25 protein-coding genes and 1 tRNA gene are annotated in these 22,649 nt (G+C 60.4%); 24 read left to right on the forward strand and 2 right to left on the reverse strand.

The window, feature by feature from the left end:
* Nucleotides 1–289 precede the first annotated feature (289 nt).
* The 7 genes from AB4N80_RS15150 to AB4N80_RS15180 all read left to right on the forward strand — a co-directional run bounded on the left by AB4N80_RS15150 (nucleotide 290) and on the right by AB4N80_RS15180 (nucleotide 6,121).
* The gene (locus AB4N80_RS15150; protein ID WP_163006721.1) at nucleotides 290–451 is read left to right on the forward strand and encodes a hypothetical protein; all 162 of its coding nucleotides are present in this window, start codon (nucleotides 290–292) and stop codon (nucleotides 449–451) included.
* Between the two features lie 126 nt (nucleotides 452–577).
* A complete protein-coding gene (locus AB4N80_RS15155) occupies nucleotides 578–1,522 on the forward strand; it encodes a SctD/MshK family protein (protein ID WP_122566028.1) in 945 nt (314 codons plus the stop codon).
* A complete protein-coding gene (locus tag AB4N80_RS15160; RefSeq protein ID WP_163006720.1) occupies nucleotides 1,519–1,881 on the forward strand; it encodes a hypothetical protein in 363 nt (120 codons plus the stop codon). Before AB4N80_RS15155 ends, AB4N80_RS15160 begins: the two co-directional genes overlap by 4 nt.
* Complete coding sequence (sctY, locus tag AB4N80_RS15165; protein ID WP_047229706.1) at nucleotides 1,878–2,213, forward strand: type III secretion apparatus assembly chaperone SctY; 336 nt, start codon at nucleotides 1,878–1,880, stop codon at nucleotides 2,211–2,213. Before AB4N80_RS15160 ends, sctY begins: the two co-directional genes overlap by 4 nt.
* The gene (gene sctV / locus AB4N80_RS15170; RefSeq protein ID WP_460082790.1) at nucleotides 2,210–4,348 is read left to right on the forward strand and encodes a type III secretion system export apparatus subunit SctV; all 2,139 of its coding nucleotides are present in this window, start codon (nucleotides 2,210–2,212) and stop codon (nucleotides 4,346–4,348) included. Before sctY ends, sctV begins: the two co-directional genes overlap by 4 nt.
* A 65-nt stretch (nucleotides 4,349–4,413) precedes the next feature.
* Nucleotides 4,414–5,682 (forward strand): type II and III secretion system protein family protein, encoded by a 1,269-nt coding sequence (locus AB4N80_RS15175; RefSeq protein ID WP_240998438.1) that lies wholly within the window; start codon nucleotides 4,414–4,416, stop codon nucleotides 5,680–5,682.
* 13 nt (nucleotides 5,683–5,695) lie between these two features.
* On the forward strand, nucleotides 5,696–6,121 hold the full coding sequence (locus tag AB4N80_RS15180) for a hypothetical protein (protein ID WP_122566024.1): 426 nt from the start codon (nucleotides 5,696–5,698) through the stop codon (nucleotides 6,119–6,121).
* An 11-nt stretch (nucleotides 6,122–6,132) separates the two neighbouring features.
* Here AB4N80_RS15180 and AB4N80_RS15185 read toward each other — a convergent pair whose 3' ends face one another.
* Nucleotides 6,133–6,912, reverse strand: a complete 780-nt coding sequence (locus tag AB4N80_RS15185; RefSeq protein ID WP_305467702.1) for a tetratricopeptide repeat protein — start codon at nucleotides 6,910–6,912, stop codon at nucleotides 6,133–6,135.
* Between the two features lie 166 nt (nucleotides 6,913–7,078).
* Between AB4N80_RS15185 and AB4N80_RS15190 the strand changes: the two genes are divergently transcribed.
* The 14 genes from AB4N80_RS15190 (at nucleotide 7,079) to AB4N80_RS15255 (ending at nucleotide 19,247) form a co-directional block, all read left to right on the forward strand.
* Nucleotides 7,079–7,684 (forward strand): type III secretion protein, encoded by a 606-nt coding sequence (locus AB4N80_RS15190; protein WP_122566022.1) that lies wholly within the window; start codon nucleotides 7,079–7,081, stop codon nucleotides 7,682–7,684.
* Between the two features lie 65 nt (nucleotides 7,685–7,749).
* Nucleotides 7,750–7,962 (forward strand): hypothetical protein, encoded by a 213-nt coding sequence (locus AB4N80_RS15195; protein ID WP_122566021.1) that lies wholly within the window; start codon nucleotides 7,750–7,752, stop codon nucleotides 7,960–7,962.
* A 9-nt stretch (nucleotides 7,963–7,971) separates the two neighbouring features.
* Complete coding sequence (locus tag AB4N80_RS15200) at nucleotides 7,972–8,421, forward strand: hypothetical protein (protein ID WP_122566020.1); 450 nt, start codon at nucleotides 7,972–7,974, stop codon at nucleotides 8,419–8,421.
* Nucleotides 8,422–8,425: 4 nt separating this feature from the next.
* Nucleotides 8,426–9,208, forward strand: coding sequence for a type III secretion system inner membrane ring lipoprotein SctJ (sctJ, locus tag AB4N80_RS15205; RefSeq protein WP_122566019.1), 783 nt, complete (start codon nucleotides 8,426–8,428; stop codon nucleotides 9,206–9,208).
* A complete protein-coding gene (locus tag AB4N80_RS15210; protein WP_122566018.1) occupies nucleotides 9,205–9,846 on the forward strand; it encodes a type III secretion protein in 642 nt (213 codons plus the stop codon). The genes sctJ and AB4N80_RS15210 overlap by 4 nt, the downstream gene beginning before the upstream one ends.
* Complete coding sequence (sctL, locus tag AB4N80_RS15215) at nucleotides 9,843–10,436, forward strand: type III secretion system stator protein SctL (protein ID WP_122566017.1); 594 nt, start codon at nucleotides 9,843–9,845, stop codon at nucleotides 10,434–10,436. The genes AB4N80_RS15210 and sctL overlap by 4 nt, the downstream gene beginning before the upstream one ends.
* A gap of 65 nt (nucleotides 10,437–10,501) precedes the next feature.
* On the forward strand, nucleotides 10,502–11,755 hold the full coding sequence (locus AB4N80_RS15220; RefSeq protein ID WP_240998441.1) for a FliI/YscN family ATPase: 1,254 nt from the start codon (nucleotides 10,502–10,504) through the stop codon (nucleotides 11,753–11,755).
* A 16-nt stretch (nucleotides 11,756–11,771) separates the two neighbouring features.
* The gene (locus AB4N80_RS15225) at nucleotides 11,772–12,248 is read left to right on the forward strand and encodes a hypothetical protein (protein ID WP_305490822.1); all 477 of its coding nucleotides are present in this window, start codon (nucleotides 11,772–11,774) and stop codon (nucleotides 12,246–12,248) included.
* A complete protein-coding gene (gene sctQ, locus AB4N80_RS15230; protein ID WP_460082800.1) occupies nucleotides 12,245–13,303 on the forward strand; it encodes a type III secretion system cytoplasmic ring protein SctQ in 1,059 nt (352 codons plus the stop codon). Before AB4N80_RS15225 ends, sctQ begins: the two co-directional genes overlap by 4 nt.
* Nucleotides 13,300–13,959, forward strand: coding sequence for a type III secretion system export apparatus subunit SctR (sctR, locus tag AB4N80_RS15235; RefSeq protein WP_047229694.1), 660 nt, complete (start codon nucleotides 13,300–13,302; stop codon nucleotides 13,957–13,959). The genes sctQ and sctR overlap by 4 nt, the downstream gene beginning before the upstream one ends.
* A complete protein-coding gene (sctS, locus tag AB4N80_RS15240; RefSeq protein ID WP_122566013.1) occupies nucleotides 13,959–14,228 on the forward strand; it encodes a type III secretion system export apparatus subunit SctS in 270 nt (89 codons plus the stop codon). Before sctR ends, sctS begins: the two co-directional genes overlap by 1 nt.
* Before the next feature lie 5 nt (nucleotides 14,229–14,233).
* Entirely contained in the window at nucleotides 14,234–15,046 is an 813-nt protein-coding gene (sctT, locus tag AB4N80_RS15245; protein ID WP_122566046.1) for a type III secretion system export apparatus subunit SctT, read from the forward strand.
* 25 nt (nucleotides 15,047–15,071) lie between these two features.
* Nucleotides 15,072–16,118, forward strand: a complete 1,047-nt coding sequence (locus tag AB4N80_RS15250) for an EscU/YscU/HrcU family type III secretion system export apparatus switch protein (protein WP_122566012.1) — start codon at nucleotides 15,072–15,074, stop codon at nucleotides 16,116–16,118.
* A gap of 174 nt (nucleotides 16,119–16,292) precedes the next feature.
* Nucleotides 16,293–19,247, forward strand: a complete 2,955-nt coding sequence (locus AB4N80_RS15255) for a type III effector HrpK domain-containing protein (RefSeq protein WP_460082804.1) — start codon at nucleotides 16,293–16,295, stop codon at nucleotides 19,245–19,247.
* 311 nt (nucleotides 19,248–19,558) lie between these two features.
* Here the strand turns inward: AB4N80_RS15255 and AB4N80_RS15260 are convergent, their stop codons facing one another.
* Entirely contained in the window at nucleotides 19,559–20,842 is a 1,284-nt protein-coding gene (locus tag AB4N80_RS15260) for an NAD(P)/FAD-dependent oxidoreductase (RefSeq protein ID WP_122566010.1), read from the reverse strand.
* 183 nt (nucleotides 20,843–21,025) lie between these two features.
* Here AB4N80_RS15260 and AB4N80_RS15265 point away from each other — a divergent pair.
* The 3 genes from AB4N80_RS15265 to AB4N80_RS15275 all read left to right on the forward strand — a co-directional run bounded on the left by AB4N80_RS15265 (nucleotide 21,026) and on the right by AB4N80_RS15275 (nucleotide 22,411).
* Nucleotides 21,026–21,102 (forward strand) — tRNA-Val (locus AB4N80_RS15265).
* 330 nt (nucleotides 21,103–21,432) lie between these two features.
* Entirely contained in the window at nucleotides 21,433–21,696 is a 264-nt protein-coding gene (locus AB4N80_RS15270; protein ID WP_122566009.1) for a hypothetical protein, read from the forward strand.
* On the forward strand, nucleotides 21,683–22,411 hold the full coding sequence (locus AB4N80_RS15275; protein WP_122566008.1) for a zeta toxin family protein: 729 nt from the start codon (nucleotides 21,683–21,685) through the stop codon (nucleotides 22,409–22,411). The genes AB4N80_RS15270 and AB4N80_RS15275 overlap by 14 nt, the downstream gene beginning before the upstream one ends.
* Nucleotides 22,412–22,649 lie beyond the last annotated feature (238 nt).

The raw sequence follows: 22,649 nt of genomic DNA on the forward strand, positions 1-22,649 counted from the left end.
GTTCGCCAGAAGTGTCAGGTGACGTACTTACTAGGGCGCTGACGCAGTCCCGTCTCATTAATGCAGGGGCGTGCTCCAGCCCTGCATGCGGTGATTTGAATTTTCTCTGCAAGCAAAATATTACCCAAGTGTGATGTGGTTCTTGTTTTTCATCCGACCAAGGCAGTGGTGGGCCTGGGATTAAAACAAGTGTTAGACGTTGAACTGTAATGTTTGGCCCTTACTCTTCGCTTGGCAACATTAGTTGGCCGCTTGGCGGCTCAAATATTCTTATGTTAGGAGAAACAGCATGAGCACGACTCCCCCAGTAAGTTCCGGCAACGCTGACTCGGCTATCGCTAAGATGGAAGCCACCTTCAACATGGCGATCGAGAAATCGGCCAAGATCACCGAGCTGTCCACGGCCAAGAAAGCTGAGCTCGACGCTACCAAACAACGGCCTCAGAACTGATGCCGTCATGCAGGCGGCCCGACGGCTGCCTGCATGCTTGTTGGTTGCGGTGCTAGATCTTGAAAAACGACAGCTTACTTGTGCCTCACAGGTGTCTGTCCGCACGCCTCATTCCGGTAATACACCATGACAGCCCTGACTTTCTTCGCCACGGCTCCAGTCGTCGCTGCCACGGGTAAAGCTCTGCCAGTGCTGGGTATCACCCACGGTCTACATCAGGGGGTTTGCCTGTCCCTGGACAAGCCCGTCTACATGCTGGGCAGCGCCGCCAATGCTGATCTATTGCTCAGCGACGCAGGCATTGCCGAGCGTCACGTGGCGCTACGTTTCACCGAAGGCCAGGTGGCCGTTGAGGCCATTGGCGGCGATGTGTTCGTGCGTGGTCGCCGCGCCCGGGAAATTCTAATTCCCGCAGGCAAGGGGCATCGAGCGCACCTGCCTGTGGACATCCGCATCGGCGAGGCCCGCCTGACCCTCAGTCACGGCGCCGCGAGCGTGGAGCCGATAGCGGCTGCGGTCACATCGCCCCCACAGCGTAGGACGCGGTGGTTCATCGCGCTGCTGCTGATGTTCCTGTGCGTGGGCGCTTTTGCTTTTCGGGATGAATCGGTTGCGCCGTTGGCGTTGAGCACCGCCGCCAAGGTCGCTCTGCCGACCGTGCACCCTGAATCGACGAAGACTGTCGCGCAGGCCAAGGCTTGGCTCGAACAGCAGCTTGGCGCGTTGGGCCTTCACCACATCAAGGTCGGCGAGGTCGATGGCCAACTCAGTGCCCATGGTTTTTACGGTCCAACCCAGAAGAGCCAGTGGCTGGGCCTGCAACAAGCCTTCGATAGCCGCTTTGGCCAGAAGGTCCTGTTGCTCCCCGATGTGGTGGCACGTCACGAAATCGCCAAGCCCCGCGTACGTTTTCAGGCGGTGTGGTTCGGCGATAACCCGTACGTGATCAACGACAACGGTGAGCGCCTGTATCCAGGGGCCGCCCTGAGCGATAACTGGATGCTCGAACGCATCGAGAACCATGAGGTGGTTCTCGCCCGCGGTGAAGAAAGGTTCACGTTGACCTTATGAGAATCGACCCTGGTGCTCCCTTACCGGCAACCGCCGAAAGAACCCCCGCGGTAGAAAGCCTCCAGCCGGCCAAGGCGCGCCAAGATGGACGCTTCGATGCAGTGCTGGGCAAGCGCGCGGTGTCGGCGCGTCGTTCGCTGCGGGCCGACATTGAGCAGTCGGGCGTCGTCGAGGGCATGACCGCAGAGTTGTTCGGCAGTCGCCGCTCAATGGAGATTCTCGAATACGTCTTGGCCAATGTGATCCCCATCCTCGATGCCGAGCCCGAAATCAAAGCGTTGGCCCATGAGCTCATCAGCGAAGAAATCGACCTGCGTCGCTTGCTCGAAGAACAACGTGCCCAGGTGGTCGAGTCATGAATCGCCAGGAGCAAGACTGCGTCGATCTGCTCAAGGGCATGGGCGAGCTGTATCGCCGCAGTGGCCAGTCGCAGCGTGCCTTGGTGCTGCTGTTGATCGCCGTCCAGATGACGCCCGCCGACACCGCGCTGCTGCGCAATCTGGTCATGGCCTTTACCGACAGCGGCCAGGCCGAGCGTGCCCTGTCGGCGCTGGACCGCCTGCTCGAACTGGAAGGCGAGTCCAGCGGCCTGTTGCTGTTGCGCAGTCGTGCGCTGTGGAGCGGTGGGCGCAAGGATGAGGCGCGCCAGTGCTTCAAACGATATCTTACCGCCCGCAGGGCCGCGCAATGATGTTCCTCGACCGCCTCAACGCCTTGGCCCGCATGGCCGCCCAGCGCAGCGACGTGATTGTCGTCGCCTTCATGCTGATGGCCATCGTGATGATGATTATTCCGCTACCCACTTGGCTGGTGGATACACTCATCGGCCTGAACATCTCGCTGAGCATCCTGATCCTCATCGTCGCCTTTTACATCAAGCACTCGGTGGAGTTCTCGGCGCTGCCGCCGCTGATTCTGCTAAGCACCCTGTTTCGCCTGTCCCTGTCGATCACCACCACGCGACTGATCCTGCTCGATGGCAACGCCGGTCACATCGTCAAGGCGTTCGGCGATTTCGTCATCGCCGGCCAGGTCGTGGTCGGTCTGGTGGTGTTTTTGATCATCACCGTGGCCCAGTTCGTGGTGATCACCAAAGGTGCCGAGCGCGTGGCCGAGGTCGCGGCACGTTTCACCCTGGATGCGATGCCAGGCAAGCAGATGAGCATCGACAATGACTTGCGCAACGGTGACATCGATCAGCATGAAGCCCGCCGACGCCGCTCGCGTCTGGAGCGTGAAAGCCAGATGTTCGGTGCGATGGATGGCGCCATGAAATTCGTCAAGGGCGATGCGATTGCCAGCCTGGTCATCCTGGCGGTCAACCTGCTGGGTGGCATGATGATCGGCATGGTCGAGCGCAATATGTCGTTTGCCGATGCGGCGCACACCTACTCGTTGCTGACCGTCGGTGACGGCCTGATCGCGCAAATCCCGGCGCTGTTGATCTCGGTCGCGGCCGGTATGGTGGTCACCCGGGTCAACAGTGGCACGACCGAAGGCAACCTGGGCAACGAGATCTTCCACCAGTTGGGATACAGCCCCCAGGCGTTGGGCTTGACCGCGTTTATCCTGCTGGGCGTGGCGCTGTTGCCGGGCTTTCCGGCCATCGTATTCATCGGGCTGTCGGCGTTGCTGGGCGTTGCGGCGTTCATGATCTATCGCCGCGACGAAGCGCTCCGGGAAGAGGTGGTCGAAGGCGTCAGCGAAGTCGCGACGCCCGAAGACGAACCGCTCGAACAGTACGCAACCCTGGCTAAGCCACTACACAGCCGCGTGCTGCTGAGTATCGGCCTGGCGTTGGCCCAGGCTGCGCCCGAACTGCCGTTGCGCCAACGCATCGAAGCCTTGTGCCATGAGATTCGCGGCGACCTGGGTATCGAGGTGCCGGTGCCGGACATCTACATCGACCGCAGCCTGCCTGCCAACGGCTTTTCGGTCGAACTCGAAGGCGTGCCCATCAGCGAGGGCGAGATACCGGTTGATTGCCTGATGCTCAAGGACGATCTGGTGCACGTCCAACTGTTGGACATTCATGCGTTGGAGGCGCCGTCGCCGTTGCACAGTCGCCCGGCGCAATGGATCGAGCGCACTCACCAGCCGCTGCTTGAGCAGGCCGGTATCGGTTTTCTCAGCGCCGCTGAAGTCCTGCGGGCCATCCTCGAACGCAACCTGCGTCGCAATGCCGCGACCTTTCTGGGCATTCAGGAAACCCGCAGGATTCTGGAGCGCATGGAAGCCAGCTATGACGAGTTGGTCAAGGAAGTCTCGCGCAACGTGCCCTTGCAGCGTTTGGCTGAAACCCTGCGCTTGTTGATCGCCGAGGGTGTGTCGATTCGCAACCAGCGCGCCTTGCTCGAAGCCATGGTCGAGTGGGGCGCCCGCGAGCCGGATGCGGCGCGCCTGGCCGACCACTTGCGCGCCAGTCTGGCGCGGCAGATCAGCCATCAGTACGCCGATCGCAACCGGGTCATCACGGCCTTCGTGCTGACCCCCGCGGTGGAGGAACAACTGCGTGCTTACCTGCGCCGTGCCGACAACCCGCGCGAGTTGCTCAACGAACATGCCAGCCGTTCATTGCTGATCCAGTTACGTGCCGTTTGCAAGGACTTGGCCGAGGGTGATCGCACTGTCCTGCTGGTGCATCCCGAGTTGCGTCGCAGCCTGCGTCGACTGGTGGTGCGGGGCGAGCTGGAGCTGGCGGTGTTGTCATTTCGCGAGCTGGCCGGCGAATACAACCTGCAGGCCATCGGTTCCATCAGCCTGACCGAAACGACCGGCCGCCGGACAGCCGACGACGCTTCCCTTACTTCAATGGCGACTGCTTGATGATGTGTTTTACGCTGTTTCGCGTCCCTGTCTGCGTCGGCTTCTGGATCGCTGCCGCGTCATCCATGCTGCTGCCGCAGCTGGCCAGCGCAGAGTCCATCGCCCCGGGCAGCCAGGTCACGCTGGACCTTGCCCAGGGCGAAGGGCGGATCCTGCGTTTCCAGGATCCGGTCGAGTCGGTGCTGGTCGCAGAGCCTGGTATCGCTGACCTGCGGGTGGTTTCGCCTGGCGTGATCTACGTGTTCGGCAAGGCGCCCGGACAAACCAACCTGATTGCCTTGGGCGCCGAGGGTGAGGAACTGGCCAGCCTGAGTCTGGCGATCAATAGCGGCACCCAGGCCGTGACGCGGTCCCTGAAAGACCTGCACCCCGCAAGCAATGTCCAGGTGACCGCTGCCGGCAATCGTATGTTGGCCAAGGGCGTGGTCCAGAGTGTCGATGAAGCCACCGACCTCAACAGCCTGCTCACCAGCGACGGCCAAGGCTTGGGCTCGGCCCTCAACACCGCCTCTTACGCGGGCTCGGCCCAGGTGAACCTGCGGGTGCGCTTCGCCGAAGTCTCGCGGTCGGAGTTGTTGCGCTACGGCGTGAATTGGAATGCCCTGTTCGACAACGGTACCTTTTCCTTTGGTCTGTTGACGGGCGGAGCCCTGGCCTCCAGCGCGGCTTCTGGTGCCTCCAATGTGGTCAGCGCCGGGCTGGCCTCGGGCAATGTCAACATCGATGCGATGCTCGAAGCATTGCAAAGTAACGGCATCCTGGAAATCCTCGCCGAACCCAACATCACCGCCATGACCGGCCAGACAGCCAGCTTCCTGGCCGGAGGCGAGGTCGCGGTGCCGGTTCCGGTCAACCGCGACACCGTAGGGATCGAATACAAACCCTTCGGTGTCTCGCTGCTGTTCAACCCGACCTTGCTACCCAACGGTCGCATCGCCCTGCAAGTGCGCCCGGAAGTCAGCAGCCTGATGGGCTCCAGCACTGTGGACGTGAGCGGCTACCAGGTGCCGTCGTTCCGCGTGCGGCGTGCCGATACCCGCGTCGAGGTCGGCAGTGGCCAGACTTTCGCCATTGCCGGGTTGTTTCAGCGCGAGAGCACCCAGGACATCGAGAAAGTGCCGATGCTGGGCGAGATGCCCATCCTCGGCAATCTGTTCCGCTCCAAGCGCTTCCAGCGCAACGAAACCGAACTGGTGATTCTGATCACGCCGTACCTGGTGGAACCGGTTCGCACCCGCAGCGTGGCCACGCCGCTCGATGCCCAGCCCGAGGGCGCGACCCATGCGTCTGGTGGGCCGCGCAGCAGCGACATGTTCGGTTTCTACATCAATTGAGCCAGGAGCGAGCATGAACCCTTCATCGTCCCATCTGTCTCTGGTCGCTCTGACGTTCGGCGCGCTCGTGCTGCTGAGCGCCTGCAAGACCCAGCTTGAACCGGTGAGTTATTCACCGGACTACCAGGCGTTCACCCACGCCGATGGTCGCATTGAGTGGGCGCCGGTGGCTTGCCTTGAGCCACCGGTCGAAGACAGCTTTTATACCGATCAAGCGCGCTATGTGCGCCTGCTGCCGCCCGGTTGTGCGAATAACCGGACGCTGCTGCAGATGGTTGAGCAACGTTCGGATGTGATCGAGGGGCGGGCTACCGGCCCAACCATGGCCGCGCCGGTGGGGCGGGCGGCCCTGGTTTACATCGAAGGTTATGACCGTGAGGAGCTGCGTCGCCGTCTGGCCGAACAGCAGGCCAAGGCCGACAAGCAGGCGGGCCAATGAACGCGTTTGGCTCAGCGGCTGCCGACCAACCCCAACTCCCGGGCCTGCATCGCAGGGTCCTGAATGGCCTTGATGCGTCGGGCCTCGGTCAGCAACCGGGTGTATTGCTTGGGCGTGATGTCTTCCAGGTTCTGAGTCTTGAGGTCCTCTTCGCGGCCGGCCAGCACCATGACCAGCAGGGCGTTGCGTTGATGACTGGCTTGGACGCGGGGCGAGTCGCTAACTTCCTTGATGGTTCGCAGCGCCTGTTGCGCCTGGCCGCCCAACGCGTAGGCCAGTGCCAGGTTGCATTGCGTGTCCAGGTTGGTGGGCGCCAGGGCCAGGCTTTGGATGAATGCCACCTGGGCCGCGGATGGCTTGCCCCGCAGCATTTGCGCCACACCCTGGCGATTGAACGCTTCGGGGTGGTTGCCCGCGCTGGCCTGGGTCAGGGAAGTGACCGCGCGCTCCAGTTTGCCCTGACGCAGTTGGGCGGTGCCCACGCCGAGCAACGCCGCGGCATTGTCGGGCTGATGTTCCAACGCTTGCTGGTAGGCGAGCTCGGCGGCCCGCGCATCGCCGTTGGCCAGGCGCGCCTCACCCAGTTTCAACCACGCCTCGATCCGGGCGTCCGGTTCCTGGGTGGCTTTTTCGTACAACGCGGCGGCGGATCCCACATCACCACGCTTTTGCAGGTCGCCGGCCAGTTGCATGTAGCGCTGGTAGCTGCCATCGGAGACTGGTGGGTGGGCGCAGGAGGCCAGGGTGATGCTGGCAAACAACAACGATGTGCAGGCAAAACGATTTGGCATGAACAGGGCTCTTTCGGCGAATTTTGCAGTGGGCAAAACCAAGGAGTGTTGAGCACTCAGGCGGAACAGGGTGACCGACGTTTAAGTCATCTTCTTGACATCATCCATAAGAGTGCCCGTTTTTTGTTCGGGGCGTGCCCTCAGGCCGGCGGCGGGGAGCGCTTCCATGCGTAAGGTCTCGCGGGCGGCGATCGGCGTGGCGCTGGTGTTTATCGCGCTTAACCTGCTGGCCGCCGATCGAACGCAAGTCGACGATGCCAACCCGCAGCCGGACTGGTTCGCTCGGCCCTATGCCTATGTGCTGGTCGAGCAGGACGTGCGCGCCGCGCTGCAAGAGTTTGGCCGAAATATGGACCTGAGCGTCGTCATGTCGGACAAGGTACGCGGCAAATCGCGCAGCCGGATACGTGCCGAGTCCGCCGGCGATTTCCTGACGGCGCTGTGCGACTTCAACGGCCTGACGTGGTACTTCGACGGCAATGTGCTTTACCTCTCCGCCGACTCCGAAACCGATACGCGACGCTTCAAGGCCCAGGGCCGGGAGTTGGAGCAGTTGCAGGATTACGTCACCAGCCGGGATGTCTACGGCACGCATATGTCGGTGCGCACCGGACCCGATGGCGATGAGTTGCTCGTTTCCGGGCCGCCGGCCTGGCTGGCCATGATCGAGCAGCACTTCGACCAACCGCTTACGTCGACCCCGACGCCGATGGCGACGACTCGCGAGCGCGGCGTGCGTGTGTTCAGGGGCGGTGCGGTGACACAAGAGTGAAAGCACTCGCCTGTAGGCTCCATTAACCGATCGATCTTCCATCAACCCCGTCAAGGAGAACCACCATGTCAGTCACCCCCATCAGCGAAAATTCCGCTGTCACTGCCAACTCCGAAGCGCAGTTCAACGCAGCGGTGGACAACGCCAAGAGCGAGCTGAGCGATGGAGAACTCACCGAGGCCCTGATCACCCAGGCCGTCACGATTGGTGGCCAGTTCATCATCATGCCTCGTGCCCAGGAAATCCTGAACGAAGCCCAGTCGGACGATGACGAATAGGCCCACGCCATGACGGTAAGTCTCGGAACAACAGCCACGGCGGCGCTGCCGCCGTCAGGAGGGCAGGTCGATTTGCAGGCCTCCCAGAACTTGTTCGAACACATGACAAACAGTGCCAAGGGCATGCCTGCCGGCGCCAGTCCGCACCAGATCGGCGAAGGCTTGATGGAGCGCCTGAATGGCTTCATCGACCGTTCGCAAAACTTCGCCAAGCGTGCCGATGCGCTGACCAACGGGCCGACGGCTGGCAACGCTGTGGCGCCCTCCGGTACGCAACAGATCGCGTCACTTCCTGAGGGCGCGGCGGGCGAGTCGGGAAAAAAGGTCGGCGATCAGCAGGTCGACCAGATCGTCCAATCGCTGGGCCGCATGTTCGATTACTCCATTGAAACTCAGATGGTCGTTCGTGGCGCGACGCAGATTTCCGGCGCAGCCAACACGCTCTTGAAAGGTCAATAAAGCCATGTCCCGCCGTTGCCATGCCGTGCGTCTGATGATTGTCCTTGCCTTTGCCAGCATGCTGCAGGGCTGCGATATCGACCTGTACACCAACCTCAGCGAGCGCGAGGCCAATGCCATGGTCGCGGTGCTGCTGCGCGAAGGTGTGCCGGCCTCGCGCAAGGTCCAGGAAAACGGCCAACTCACCTTGGTGGTGGACGAAAAACGCTTTGCCGAGGCCATGAGCCTGCTCGACGAAGCCGGCTTGCCGGGCCAGACCTTTTCCAACATGGGCGCCGTGTTCAAAAGTGGTGGCCTGGTGTCCTCTCCCGTGCAAGAAAGGGCCCAGATGGTCTATGCGCTCAGTGAAGAGCTCTCGCACAGCGTCTCGCTGATCGACGGTGTGGTCTCCGCCCGGGTACATGTGGTGCTACCCGACAATGACCTGCTCAAACGGGTGATTTCCCCGTCGTCGGCTTCAGTGCTGGTGCGCTACGACCCCAATACCGACATCAACGCCCTGATCCCGCAGATCAAGACCCTGGTGGCCAACGGCATCTCCGGCTTGAGCTACGAAGGGGTGTCGGTCACGGTAATCAAGGCCACCACCGGCAGCGGTCAGGCCAACGCACAGCCGCGCCTGGCCAGCTTCCTGGGCATATGGATGCTTGAAGACAACCTGCCCCGTGCCTGGATGCTGTTCGGCGTTCTGCTGCTGGTCGCGCTGTCGATGGTCGGTGTGTTGGGCTGGCAGCACTGGCAACGACGCGCCTCCCGTGCCTTGTATGAGCTGGAGGGCGTGAAATGAGTGCCGACGCGTTGCAGCAGTGGCACAACTTGATCGAACAGCCGCTGGATTTCGTCGGCACGCCGCCTCTTGCGGCGTGCTTCCCCGACGACCTCGGCAGTGCGCAGCTGAGTGCATTGCGCCAACAGCCGCGCTTCCAGGCGCGATTGATACGCCTGTTGCTCAGCCGCCATGCGCTGCAGGCTCCCGGTCACCTGCCGCTGCCCGATGTGGACGATCTGCCGGTGCTGACGCTGTCTCCCGAGGCCTTCAAGCGCCTGCCGCGTCTGTGTGGCGCGATTGTGCATAGCACCACTCTGAGCCGCGAGATCCGTGGCGATGTGGTCAACCAGTTGCGCGATTCGCTGGGCAGTGACGTGTTTGCCCTGGCCCTGGCAAACCGGGCCCTGGGCGGCGGCGCCGATTTGCTGCGCCAGCCGGCTGAACTGCTTGAAGCCATCGACCATGATGGCGGCCGCTGCATCGCCGTTTGGCTGAGCGCCCAGCCAGTGCCACTTCAGTCCTGGCTGCGCCTGCGGTTTGCCGAGCTGCCGGATGAGAGCGCACCGATAGGCTCCACGTCGGCAGCCAATGCCCAGGCCATCGTGCGCAGCGCCGCCTCGAACCTTCAACAGCTTGACGAGCAGGGGACCCGATGAGAGCGCTTCCGACCCGTCCTGCCGCCCGTATTCTGCGTGCCGAACAGGCAGACCTGTGGATAGACGGCTACGCCTTCCTGCAGGCCGCCCGTGACGAGGCTGAGGCCATCAGGCAAGACAGTGAGCAGTGGTTGCAACAAGCCCACGCCGAAGGCTTTGAAAGCGGACGCCGGGAGGGGGCCGAACAGGTCAGCGCACTGCTGGGCGAAACGTCGTTGAGGATCGATGCCTGGCTGGCCGGGCTGGAAACGTCCCTGGCCGATCTGGCGTTGGGCATTGTGCGCGAAATACTCGATGACATGGACGATGCCGAGCGCGTGATGCGCTGCGCCCGCAAGGCATTGGGGGCGTTCCGCCAGGACCAGGCCCTGACCCTGTTCGTCTCCCGCCAGGACGCCGAAGCGGTGCGTCAGCAGCTCAAACTGCAAGAGGATGGCTTGCCGGCGATTGCCGTGGAGCCAGACGATCGATTGCAAGGCGGTCAGGCACGGCTGAGCAGTCCGGTGGGTTCGGTCGAGCTGGGGCTTGAAGCCCAGTTGCTCAACCTGCGCCGTAACCTGCTGCCGTACGCCGACGAGGCACAGCCGTGACTACTATCCCCCACGACCTGCTGCCGCGCCTGGCCGAGCGTCTGACCAATGCCCGACCGCGTCCCATGAAGGGCACCATCCGCAGCATCCGTGGGGTGCTGCTGCGCGCCAGCGTCGCCGGTGTGCACATCGGTGAACTGTGCCAGTTGCGCGAACCCGGCAGCGGCCGCAGCCTGGCTGCCGAAGTCATTGGCTTTGAAGATGACGAAGCGATCCTTTCGCCCATCGGCTCGATGGACGGCCTGTCGACTCGCACCGAAATCATCGCCACCGGCGAGACCCTGGGGGTGAGCGTCGGCGATGCGCAGCTGGGCCGAGTGATCAGCCCCATGGGCGAATTTCTCGATGGCAGCCCGCCGCTGGGCGTGTTGCAACGCTACCCCTTGCATGCCGAACCCCCAGCGCCGTTCAGTCGCCAACTGATCGCCCATCCGATGTCCTTGGGGGTGCGCAGCATCGACGGCCTGCTGACCTTGGCCCAGGGCCAGCGCATGGGTATTTTCGGTGAGCCGGGGGTGGGCAAGTCGTCACTGCTGGCGAGCATCGTGCGCAATACCAATGCCGATGTCATCGTGATCGCCCTGATTGGTGAGCGCGGCCGTGAAGTGCGCGAACTGCTGGATGTGCAGTTGGGCGCCGAGGCCCGGGCGCGTACCGTTGCCGTGGTCGCCACCTCCGACCGTCCGGCCGCCGAGCGGGTACGCGCCGCCTTTGTTGCCACGGCACTGGCCGAATACCACCGCGACCAGGGCCGCAACGTACTGCTGTTGATGGACAGCCTGACCCGCTTTGCCCGGGCCCAGCGGGAAATCGGCCTGGCGGTGGGCGAGCCGCCGACCCGACGCGGCTACCCACCCTCCTTTTTCTCCGCCTTGCCGCGCTTGCTTGAACGCGCCGGCCCCGGCGAGACCGGCAGCATCACCGGGTTGTATACCGTGCTCACCGAAGGCGATGCCTCGATGGACCCGGTGGCCGAAGAAACCCGCTCGATCCTCGATGGGCACATCGTGCTCAGCGCCGAACTGGCGCAACGCAACTTTTTCCCGGCGGTGGATGTGCTGCAAAGCCGTAGCCGGTTGATGGACCAGGTGTGTGACGACGAGCAACGCCACCTGGCCATGCGCATGCGCGAGCTGATGGCGCGGCGCAACGAGATCGAAATGCTGATCCGGGTCGGCGAATACGCCGCCGGGAGCGACCCACTGGCCGACGAGGCGATTGAGCGGCATGAGGCCATTGAGGCGTTCTTGCGCCAAGGAGCCAACGAGCCAAGCAGCCCCGATGAAACCCTGCGACACATGCGCAGGGTGATGGCTTGATAACCATGGAGGTCTTATGAAAACCAGTGACATGCGCAGCCTTCAAGCGTTGCGCCAATTGCGTGAGCAACGTGCGTCCAGCCAACTGGTCGCTCAGCAGCGACGCTGCCGGGAAACCAACGTGGCACTGGATGACGCCAAGGAAAAACTGCGCCTGCACCGTGAGACCCTGGCCCGTGAAGCTGAGCGTATCTACGGCTCGATCAGCGAAGGCATGTCGATCAGTGACTGGCGTATGGCCCAGGAGCACCTGGAGGCGCTGTACGAGGGCGGACAGCGACAGCTGGAAGTGAGCATCAGTGAAGTGGCGCGCACCTTGGAAATCCACGAGCATCAGCGCGAAGTGTTCCGGGTTGCCCATGTGGCTCGACAGCGCCAGGCGCAGGCCTGCGACACCTTGCTCGAAGGCCGCGAGCGTGTCGAGCGCCTTATCGACGAACACCGGTTGGAAGCCGACGAAATTCCTCGCGCTGCCCTCGGAGGCCGTGCGTGAGCTGTCACCAACCCCCACTCTGGACACCTTTTGCCGAGTCATTGGCGCCTGTCGATCCCCAATGGGTGGACCTGCACAACCGCCTGCATCGTAGCCGCGAAACCTGGAAGGGCGAATGTGCAGGTCAGGCCATTGCTGTGCGCTGGGGTTGCGTTGCCGAAGCTGACGTCACGGCGGTTGAGCTGTTGCTGGGGCTGGGCGAGGAGGGCGACGCGTCGGCCATCAGGCTGCACCTGCCAGCGCAGGCACTGCACGCCCTGGGTATGCCCGTCGCCCTGGACTTTCAAACCTTGCCTGGCGCGATGCTGCTGGAGCTGGCCCTGCTGAGCCTGATCGAACCGTTGGAGCGCCTGACCGGGCAATCGATGCGTTTCATTGACCACGCAGACCCGGCTCACGCCGCCCTGGCCGCGCAACCTTGCCCGTTGCGCCTGGCCACTCAAGTCCAGCTCGATGGCTCGTCCATGCCCGTTGCGCTGCACTTGAGCGCTAACGCTGGCGAGCGGGTCGCGCAGTGGCTCGGTCGGTATGCGCCGCCGGCTCCCCATGCGCTGACAGACCTGCGCCTGTGGCTGGTGGTCGAGGCCGGCGAAGCCGAGCTGAGCGTCGGCGAGCTGCGCAGCCTCAACCCGGGCGACGTGGTGATGCTCGACCCTTGGCCCATGGGCCAAGTGCGGCTGGTGGTGGCCCATCGTCTGCACACCCGGGCCCGCCAGGACGGCACCAGGCTGACGCTGCTTGAAACACCGATGATCATCAATTTTTCCAAGGAATTTTCCGTGAACGAAGCACCCTCCATGAGTGAAACCCCTGACGGGCGAAATCTGGATTCGCGCCTGGACGAACTGCCACTGAAAATGGTTTGCCAGGCCGGCAGCGTCGAGTTGACCCTGGCGCAACTGCGCGAACTGGGGGAGGGCAGCCTGCTGTCGTTCACCGAGCAACGCCAGGACAACGTCGACCTGATGATCAACGGGCGTCGCGTCGGCCTGGGGCAATTGGTCAGGATCGGTCCAGGCCTGGGCGTGCGTGTGTTGAGCATCGCCGCGTCATGAACGGCTACCAGCCAAACCTGATTGAAATCATTGTTGTCGTCGCCACCATCGGTCTTATCCCGCTGGCAGTGGTGACCCTGACCGGTTTCATGAAAATCTCCGTGGTGCTGTTTCTGATTCGCAACGCTCTGGGCGTGCAACAGACGCCGCCCAACATGGTGCTGTACGGCATCGCCCTAATCCTGTCGGTCTATGTCACTACGCCGTTGCTGGGCGACATGTACCGGCAGGTGCAGGGCCGCGATCTCAACATCGAGAGCATCGAGCAGTTGACCGCGTTCGGTGATGCACTGAGGCCGCCATTGCAGGCGCACCTTTCGCGCTTCGCCAACGAAAGCGAGCGTGGTTTTTTCATCCAGGCCACGGAGACCATCTGGTCCCCTGAAGCCCGGGCCGATCTGCGCGATGATGACTTGGTGGTACTGGTGCCGGCGTTCGTCAGCTCCGAGCTGACCCGTGCTTTCGAAATCGGTTTCCTGCTGTACGTCCCCTTTCTGGTGGTGGACTTGCTGGTGGCGAACGTATTGATGGCCATGGGCATGTCCATGGTCTCACCTACGCTGATTTCCATACCGCTGAAGCTCTTTCTGTTCGTCGCCTTGAGCGGCTGGTCGCGCTTGATGCATGGCTTGATTCTTAGCTACGGGGGTACCTGATGGGCCAGGATGTATTTCTTTCGTTGATGAATCAGGCGCTGATGACGGTGCTGCTGTTGTCCGCCCCGGCACTGGCTGTTGCGATCATCGTCGGTCTGGGAGTGGGGTTGCTGCAGGCACTGACCCAGATCCAGGACCAGACCCTGCCGCAGGCGGTCAAGCTGGTGGCAGTGCTGCTGACGATCGTGTTCGTGGGGCCGCTGCTGGCCAGCCAGGTGCTTGAGCTGGGTAACCAGGTGCTCGACAACTTCCCGTTGTGGACGCGCTGAATGGCATGAATACCGAGCTTGCCAACCAGTTCATCGAAGTCGCCTACCCGGTCATCAGCTCGGCGGCGCTGTCTGCCAGCCGCGCCATGGGCGTGGTGGTGATCACCCCAGCCTTCAACCGCCTGGGCCTGACCGGCATGATCCGCAGCTGTGTCGCGGTATCCATTTCCATCCCCATGTTTGTTCCGGTGTATGGCGCTTTCACGGCACTGCCAGAGCATGGTGGGTTTTTCTTGGCCGGCCTACTGATCAAGGAATTTCTGATCGGTATCCTCATCGGGCTGCTGTTCGGCATTCCGTTCTGGGCGGCGGAAGTCGCCGGCGAGTTGGTCGATCTGCAACGCGGCTCGACCATGGCCCAGTTGGTCGATCCCTTGTCGTCGGCAGAGTCCAGTGTCATGGCCACCTTGCTGACGGTGATGTTGATCGCCCTGTTCTTCATGTCCAGCGGCTTCATCATGATGGTCGACGGCTATTACCACAGCTATCTGTTATGGCCGGTGACCGAGTTCACACCGTTGTTTGCCAGCTCGGCGTTGATGGCGGTGCTGCAGATTCTCGACCAGGTGACCCGCATCGGCGTCATCATGGTCGGGCCGCTGATCATCTGCATGCTGGTCACGGACCTGATGCTCGCCTACTTGTCGCGCATGGCGCCCAACCTGCACATTTTCGATCTGTCGCTGCCGGTGAAAAATCTGTTCTTCACTGTGTTGATGGTGGTCTACATCAGCTTCCTGATTCCGGTGATGATCGAGCAACTCGGCGAATTCCGCGGTACGGTGGAGCTCCTGAAGACGCTGGCCGATTCGGTATGACTTCCCTGTTTCGGGCGAAGCGTCCATGAGCGATAGCAGCGAAGAGAAATCACAGCCGGCCACCAGCAAGAAGCTCAGCGAGGCGCGCAAGAAAGGCCAGGTGTCCAAGAGTCAGGACCTGGTCTCGGGCATGGTCATCCTGTTTTGCACGCTCTGCATCTCGATCATGGTGCCCAAGGCCCAGGCACAGATCACCGCGTTGCTGGACCTGATCGCGCTGATCTACATCGAACCTTTTCACACCGTCTGGCCACGGGTGCTGGACATCGCGGGGCAGTTGCTGATCAACCTCACCCTGCCGGTGGTGGCCGTGACGGTGGGGGCGGTGATCCTGACCAACATCATCAGCATGCGCGGCGTGGTGTTCTCGGTCGAACCCCTCAAACCGGACATCAAACGTATCAATCCGATCGACGGCTTCAAGCGCATTTTTTCGATGCGCAGTTTCGTCGAATTCCTCAAAGGCGTGATCAAGGTCGTACTGCTGGGGCTGGCGTTCTACGTGATCGGGCGCGGAGCCTTGCAGGCGCTGATGGAGTCCTCGCGCTGCGGCGCCGGTTGCATCGAATCAACCTTCTACCTGGTCCTCAAGCCTCTGGTGTTCACCGTGCTAGCTGCCTTTCTGCTGGTCGGGGCGGCAGACGTGATGATGCAACGCTGGCTGTTCGGCCGTGACATGAAAATGACCCGCAGCGAACAGAAGCGTGAGCGCAAGGACAGTGACGGCGATCCGCTGATCAAGCAGGAACGCCAGCGCCAACGTCGGGAAATGCAAGCCCTGGCCACCAAGCTGGGCGTGGGGCGTGCATCGTTGATGGTCGGCTCCGACCCTGGTTGGGTGGTGGGTATACGTTACGTACGCGGTGAAACCCCGGTGCCGGTGGTGGTGTGCAAGGCCGAACTCGAAGAGGCGGCGCAGATGCTCGTGCAGGCCAGGGGCCTGGGGATCGCCCATAGCCTTGATACCGTCCTGGCCAAGGACATCGCCCGACGAGCAGTACCGGGGGACCCTGTGCCGGATAATACCTTCCAGGCTGTGGCGGATATCCTGGTGGCCGCGCGGTTGATTTAAGAGTGGCTGCCGGGTGGTGCGGTACAACGAGGCAAGTGTCATGAAATGGAGAGCAGCGCTGCTTTATAGGGGTTGTAGGGCCAGTTGTCTGCCTGGGTACATCCCCCTGTAACGTTCAACGGTAATAGTTGATTCCCCTAGCGCTATCGGTGCCATGATCAGGAGGATGTCCCCTTGCGAATCGACAGCAATGCACGCCCCACAGATACCCAATTCCCTGATTCTGAAGCGGGTCAGCGCTTCGAGAAAATTCTTGGCGCGGCCCGCAAGCAAGTCAGCGATAAAACGCCTGACCCACGCGGTGCGGCAGACAAAGAGGCTTCGCCGTCCCTGCCTGACAAGGTGCTCCAGGCGTTGCGAGAAGCGGGCGGCACCATAGCTGAAGCGCTGAAGCCGCCTTATGGACGCACGCTGCGCGACGACGAAACCGTGCCGCTCCAGGATCTCGAGATTTTCATGGGATGGTGGACAGATGGCGAGGTGACGGCATACTCGGCTCGGGACAAGGAGGGCAATGAATTCACCATCAGCAAAGAGGCGACGCCTGATTACTTCGCCAAGGTTGATGCGTTGCAAAAGGGCAACGACGAAGGCTTTTTGTTGTGCGCAGATGGCGCGCTTCTATCAGCAGAAGCACTGGCGAGCGCAGAAATCTTGCCCCCGGATGAACACACTGGCTTTATCCGCCTGACGATCAACGGCGAAAAGATCAATGTCTCGAAGGATGTGACGCCCGACCTCTACAACCAATTGGTCTGGAAACAGGAAGGCTACCAGAGCAAGTTCTACGAGCAGAACAGTGAGGTCATCGATACGATCCGTGATCGATGGGACGACTGGAACGCCTCCGACAGCATTGTCAGTGACAAGGATTTGAGGAAGTACGCGGCCGATGAAAATCGAAGCGCGGAAGATCGCGAGGCGGCGCAGTTCCTGCTCGATAACAAAGGATTTTTTGACCTGCTTGATACCAAGGCACACAACAACAAGGCCGACGGCAAAATCAGCAGCAACGACCTGAATGCATGGCTACGACCTGTTGCCTCTAAAGCCGAAGATATCGGCGCCTATAACGACTTTCTGAAAGCCTCCCCGAATGCTGATGCAACCTCCCTGGAGCTTGCGAAACATTCGGCGCTGCTGCTGGAGAACTTCGACGAGATCAGCGAGCGGACCGATAGCGGTAAACACCTGACGCGTGAGGCCCTGCAGAAATACCTGGATGAAAACCCGAACATCAGTGATGACTTGAAGCAAGCCCTGACTTTTTGGTCGCAGGCGGGTGCGTTCGAAACGCTTGAAACCAGTGGGAAACCATTGGAGAGCAAACCCGATGGGAAGCTCGACAAGCGCGACATCCAGAACTGGCTGAAGAGCGCCAGCCCCAAGACCGCTGGGGATGCTCTGCTGTTCATCAACCAGATAGCGAATGCCAGCGGGGTCTCCGGCATTGATACCGGTGACCTGGGTAAGGACGTCTTCGAAAACCCTGGCAACTATTCCGCCGAACAGCGGGCTGCGGTGTTACAGGATCTGCTCAAGGCGCGACAGTTGATCATCGACGGTGCGGCTGCCGGTCTGTGGAGTGATGATTACGGTAAGGTTTCCATCGCCAACGCTGTGCGCAGCCATCCAGATCCCAACAAGCTGCTTGCCGATGTCAATAGCCACATTGACCAGCTACAAAGTGATCCCGAGGTGGTCAAGTTTCTTAATGAAACCACCTCGACGCAGATGGCCAATCTATTTGAGGCAGTACCTGGGTTAAAGGACTCGGTGCAAAAAAACTACGAAGACATCAAGTCCGGTGCAGCTCTTGATGCGCTATGGGACAAGCATACGAAAGACGGCAGCACTGACCAACAGGCGGTGCTGGCCGAATACTTCTCCAGTGCAACGCTTTATCAGGAAGCGCTCGGCATCAATGATCGGGCAGAGATTCAAAAGGGCGTCGGCGCCTCTCAGCATGCCCAAGCGTTCCAGGATTATTACGAGCACTCGCTTGCTTCCGGGACACGACTGGAAGAACTGATGCAAACCGGCACCTTCGAAGAAGCGGTCAGCACCTTCTCCGCGGAGGTCGCGCTCTACAACGCGGCACTGGACCCTACCGTCACCGCACGTTTCGACACGCAGTTGAACGACAACTTCAGCAGGATCGGGCGCGACAACGCCATGAAAGACGGCACCTTCGATGACCTCAAGCAAGCCTTGGGTATCAATGGCGGCGACGAACTTGACGAGGCAAAAGTCAGGACGATGGCCGAGACGCTTATCCAGTCCAATCCGGAACTGGTGACCAATCCGGATGGCACCGTCGCAACGGCCGACCAGATCGTCGCGGGCATCCGTTCTAATTGGGACATCCTGCGCCAAGGCACCAAGTCGCTTGCGGAATTGAAGTCGTCCTGGCTCAACCCCGACCTCAAGAACTTGTCCGACAAAGGCGTACTGCATGGCGTTAGCGGCATCTTCATGGCTGGCGTTACGATCGCCAAAGGCGCTCAGAATGGCGCAAACCTGACCGAACGAAACATCATAGACATCACCACTGGATCGGTCATGACGACGACCCTGCTCACCGAGGGTGGTGCCAAGAACCTGAAAAGCTATCTGAAAAACATAGGCAACGCTGATCTTGATCCCAACATCAAAGCCTTTTTCGACGACCCCATAAAATCTCTCACCAGCATCGCCGACAAATTTGAAAGCGGTGCCAAGGGTATCGGCGGTTTGGCCGGCATGGTTGCGGGTGCGTACGGAATCTTTGATGGCGTTCAGTCGATTCGCAAGGGCGACCCCGTCAGTGGTGGTATCAGCATCACTTCAGGCGCACTGGCGTCATTGTCAGGCCTGGCATCCGCGATTGAGGGCGGCGCAGGCCTTTTTGGCCATCTGGCAGTCAGGGCGGCGATGGCCCCGCTGGCTGGAGTCCTAGGCACCGTGGCGGCGGGCGTCGGCGCGGTTGCCCTGTTGCTCCCGGGCCTTATTGCAGAGGGCAAACGGCAGACTCAGCAAGACCACTTCGGCGACCTGCTCGGCGACTATCTGACACAGTACGAAATCGATGGCGTGCAGGGCGGTGATTTCAGTGACATTCCCGATGAGGACTGGCCGCAAACCGACTAAAGCCTGTTCCCAGGCTTGCCCGGTGAGCCCTTGCCCTCCATCGGAACCCGTGTCGGATGGAGGGCTCAGCCCAACTAAAGTGCACACCATGTTTGGCTTTGCAGGGCTGGGCAGATGACTTGGTCGAAGGGAGACTCACTTTTTCCCCTCGCACGTTAAGTGTTATCAGGAATCGAGAGGAGTACTCCCCCGACGGCAGCAGGACCCAGTTCTTGCCTGTAATAGTGGATTCGAGCATTTCCCTGCTGCGTCTGTGGCATACCCGCGGAAGATCGGTAATGCGCAACCAACCGCGGGTGGCCAATGCCATCTTAGAACCCGAGTCTATCCCGCAGCCCGTAATACCAAGCCCCCATCGCCGCAAACGGTGTACGCAGCAACTGACCGCCAGGGAAGGGGTAGTGCGGCAGGTCTGCAAACGCATCAAAACGCTCAGCCTGACCGCGAAGCGCCTCGGCCAGGACCTTGCCCGCCAGGTGCGTATACGTCACGCCATGGCCGCTGCAGCCCTGGGAATAATAAATGTTATCCCCCAGCCGCCCGACCTGCGGAAGACGCGACAGTGTCAGCAGGAAGTTTCCGGTCCAGGCGTAATCGATCTTCACATCCTTGAGCTGCGGGAAGGCCTTGAGCATCTTCGGCCGAATGATCGCCTCAATGTTCGCCGGATCCCTTGCGCCATACACCACGCCACCGCCGAAGATCAGCCGCTTGTCCCCCGTCAGCCGGTAGTAATCGAGCAAGTAATTGCAGTCCTCGACGCAATAATCCTGAGGCAACAGGCTGCGAGCCAACTCATCGCCCAACGGCTCGGTGGCGATCACCTGGGTGCCACAAGGCATGGACTTGGCCGCCAGCTCCGGCACCAGATTGCCCAAGTAGGCATTGCCGGCCACGATAATGAACTTGGCCCTGACCTTGCCCTGCGGCGTATGCACAACCGGGCTGGCGCCACGCTCGATGCGCACCGCCGGCGATTGCTCATAGATCACCCCACCCAGGGACTCCACCGCCGCCGCTTCGCCCAGCGCGAGGTTGAGCGGATGAATATGCCCGCCACTCATATCGAGCATGCCGCCCACATACTCATCACAAGCCACCACTTCGCGAATACGCCGCTGATCCAGCAACTCCAGCTGGGTATGCCCGAAACGCTCCCATAAACGCTTCTGCGACTCCAGGTGGCCCATCTGTTTAGTGGTGAGGGCAGCGAATACACCGCCGTCCTTCAAGTCGCACTGAATCTGATACTTCGCCACCCGCTCGCGAATAATCCGCCCGCCCTCGAACGCCATGTTGCCCAGCAACTGCGCCTGCTGAGGACCGACACTGCGTTCGATTACATCAATGTCGCGGCTATAACTGTTAACGATCTGCCCACCGTTGCGACCCGAAGCCCCAAAGCCGACCTTAGCTGCCTCCAGCACGGTGACCTTGAAACCGTTCTCCAGCAAAAACAGCGCAGAAGACAGCCCGGTGTAACCGGCCCCGATCACGCACACATCAGTCTCGACATCGTCCTGCAGAGCCGGGCGCGCCGGAACCGGGTTGGCCGATGCGGCGTAATAGGACGCTGGGTAGGATGTGTTCGTCATTCTGGAACCTCTGTTTTATATTTTTTACGAATGCAGCGATCCTACCCGAGATAAAAATCGGCCGCCAGCCACCTCCAAATCTTCGTTGCCCCGGTGAAATTAAATATTTTGCATATTCATAGGGTTAGGTGAAAAAAAGGTGTTGACACCCCTCCGGAATTCCGTAGAATGCCGCCTCACAGCAGGCACGTAGCTCAGTTGGTTAGAGCACCACCTTGACATGGTGGGGGTCGTTGGTTCGAGTCCAATCGCGCCTACCAAACAAAATCCGCTCTGCTGGGCGGTCTAGAAGGGGTAACCAGAAATGGTTACCCCTTTTTTGTTTCTGCGATTTTCAAAATGGTGAGCGTTTACGTAGGAGGCGTCTGAAAAACTCATAAAAAATCTCAATTAGTCCTTAAGCCTATCGCTGGTTTTGTTTTGTCGCGTTACGCTCTGAATGTCGCGATACCGCTCTCAAGAGCTCTGGAAGGCTTTGACTGTTAGCCTCTCCAAGCTGAAGAGAGGTAGCCGATGCTCCTTTAGTAAGTGCACTGATGGCGCTAGAATCTGGAATGTGTATCACCCCCTACCGAGCACTGGAGGCAATCATGGCCGGATCTGAAAAAGAAAAGCTCTCTGAAGAGGCTATCTGGAACCTGGAAGTTCAGATCCCGGACGTGGCAGCGGGCGCTACCCATGCAGCCTTTGTCCGCGCCCTTGCAGCTGGGCACACGGTACTCATGGTTGAGGGTTCCCACCTGGTTGAGTCGAAGGCTGACGGCAGCATCCGTGTAGTGGGTGAAGCCAAGCCCCGCCGTAAGGTAACTGTCGGAGAAGTCGTCAAGGTTCGTCGTCTCAGTGCCTGTGCCTAGGTTGCGGGTGTTTGCCGGTCCTAATGGTTCCGGTAAGAGCACCATCAAGGACCAGATTCCCTCCAATCTCATTTGCACCTATGTAAATGCTGACGAGATAGAGAAGGAGGCTAGAGCATCTGGCTTTGTTGATCTTTCTCAATTCAATGTCACTACAACTCAAGAGGTTGTGCGGAAGTTCTTCGCGGAGCACTCCTTGCTTCAGAAAATCGGACTGCAAGACCAGGCTCGGTTAATTGGTTTGAATAATCAGCAGGTCGATTTTCGCGGCGTTCAAATGAGCTCCTATTATGCTTCTGTGATTTCCGACTTTATCAGACATAACCTGCTTATCCAGACCGTCAACTTTACGTTTGAAACGGTGATGTCATTTAAAGACAAAGTTGAATTCATGCGTCTGGCACAGGCGAATGGCTACAGGACCTATCTCTACTTCGTGGCAACCGAGTCCCCCGAAATCAACATCAACCGGGTTGCAAACCGTGTTGATGATGGCGGCCATGATGTTGCGCAAGACAAGATCGTCGAACGTTATTATCGCTCGCTTGAGCTTCTTCCCTCGGCCATCGCGGCTTCTGATCGCGCGTATATTTTTGATAACTCCGGAGAAAAAGCGGTCCTGCTGGCAGAAGTCACGAACGGCACTGATCTTCAGTTCCACGAAGAAGAAATACCTGACTGGTTTATGCATACGTATGTAGACCAAGTCCTGTAAGTTAGCGCTCTGTGAGTGATAATCTACGAGTTCTTCTATAAGTAATATTGGATGCAGTCATGAAAAGCTGTTTGAGGACGCTCGGAGCTAGCCTCGCTAACAGAGTAGTGATTCCCGCCGCTTGGGTATCGGGGCTTGCGATGATAGGGCTTTTGTGGGGCGTGATAGAGTTTTCGCCCGGTAAGCTTACAGTCGAAGGACGTCAGCTCTTCTTGGCTTCTGTTTCTATTTTTTGCCT

The organism is Pseudomonas sp. H3_A02 (assembly GCF_054671965.1).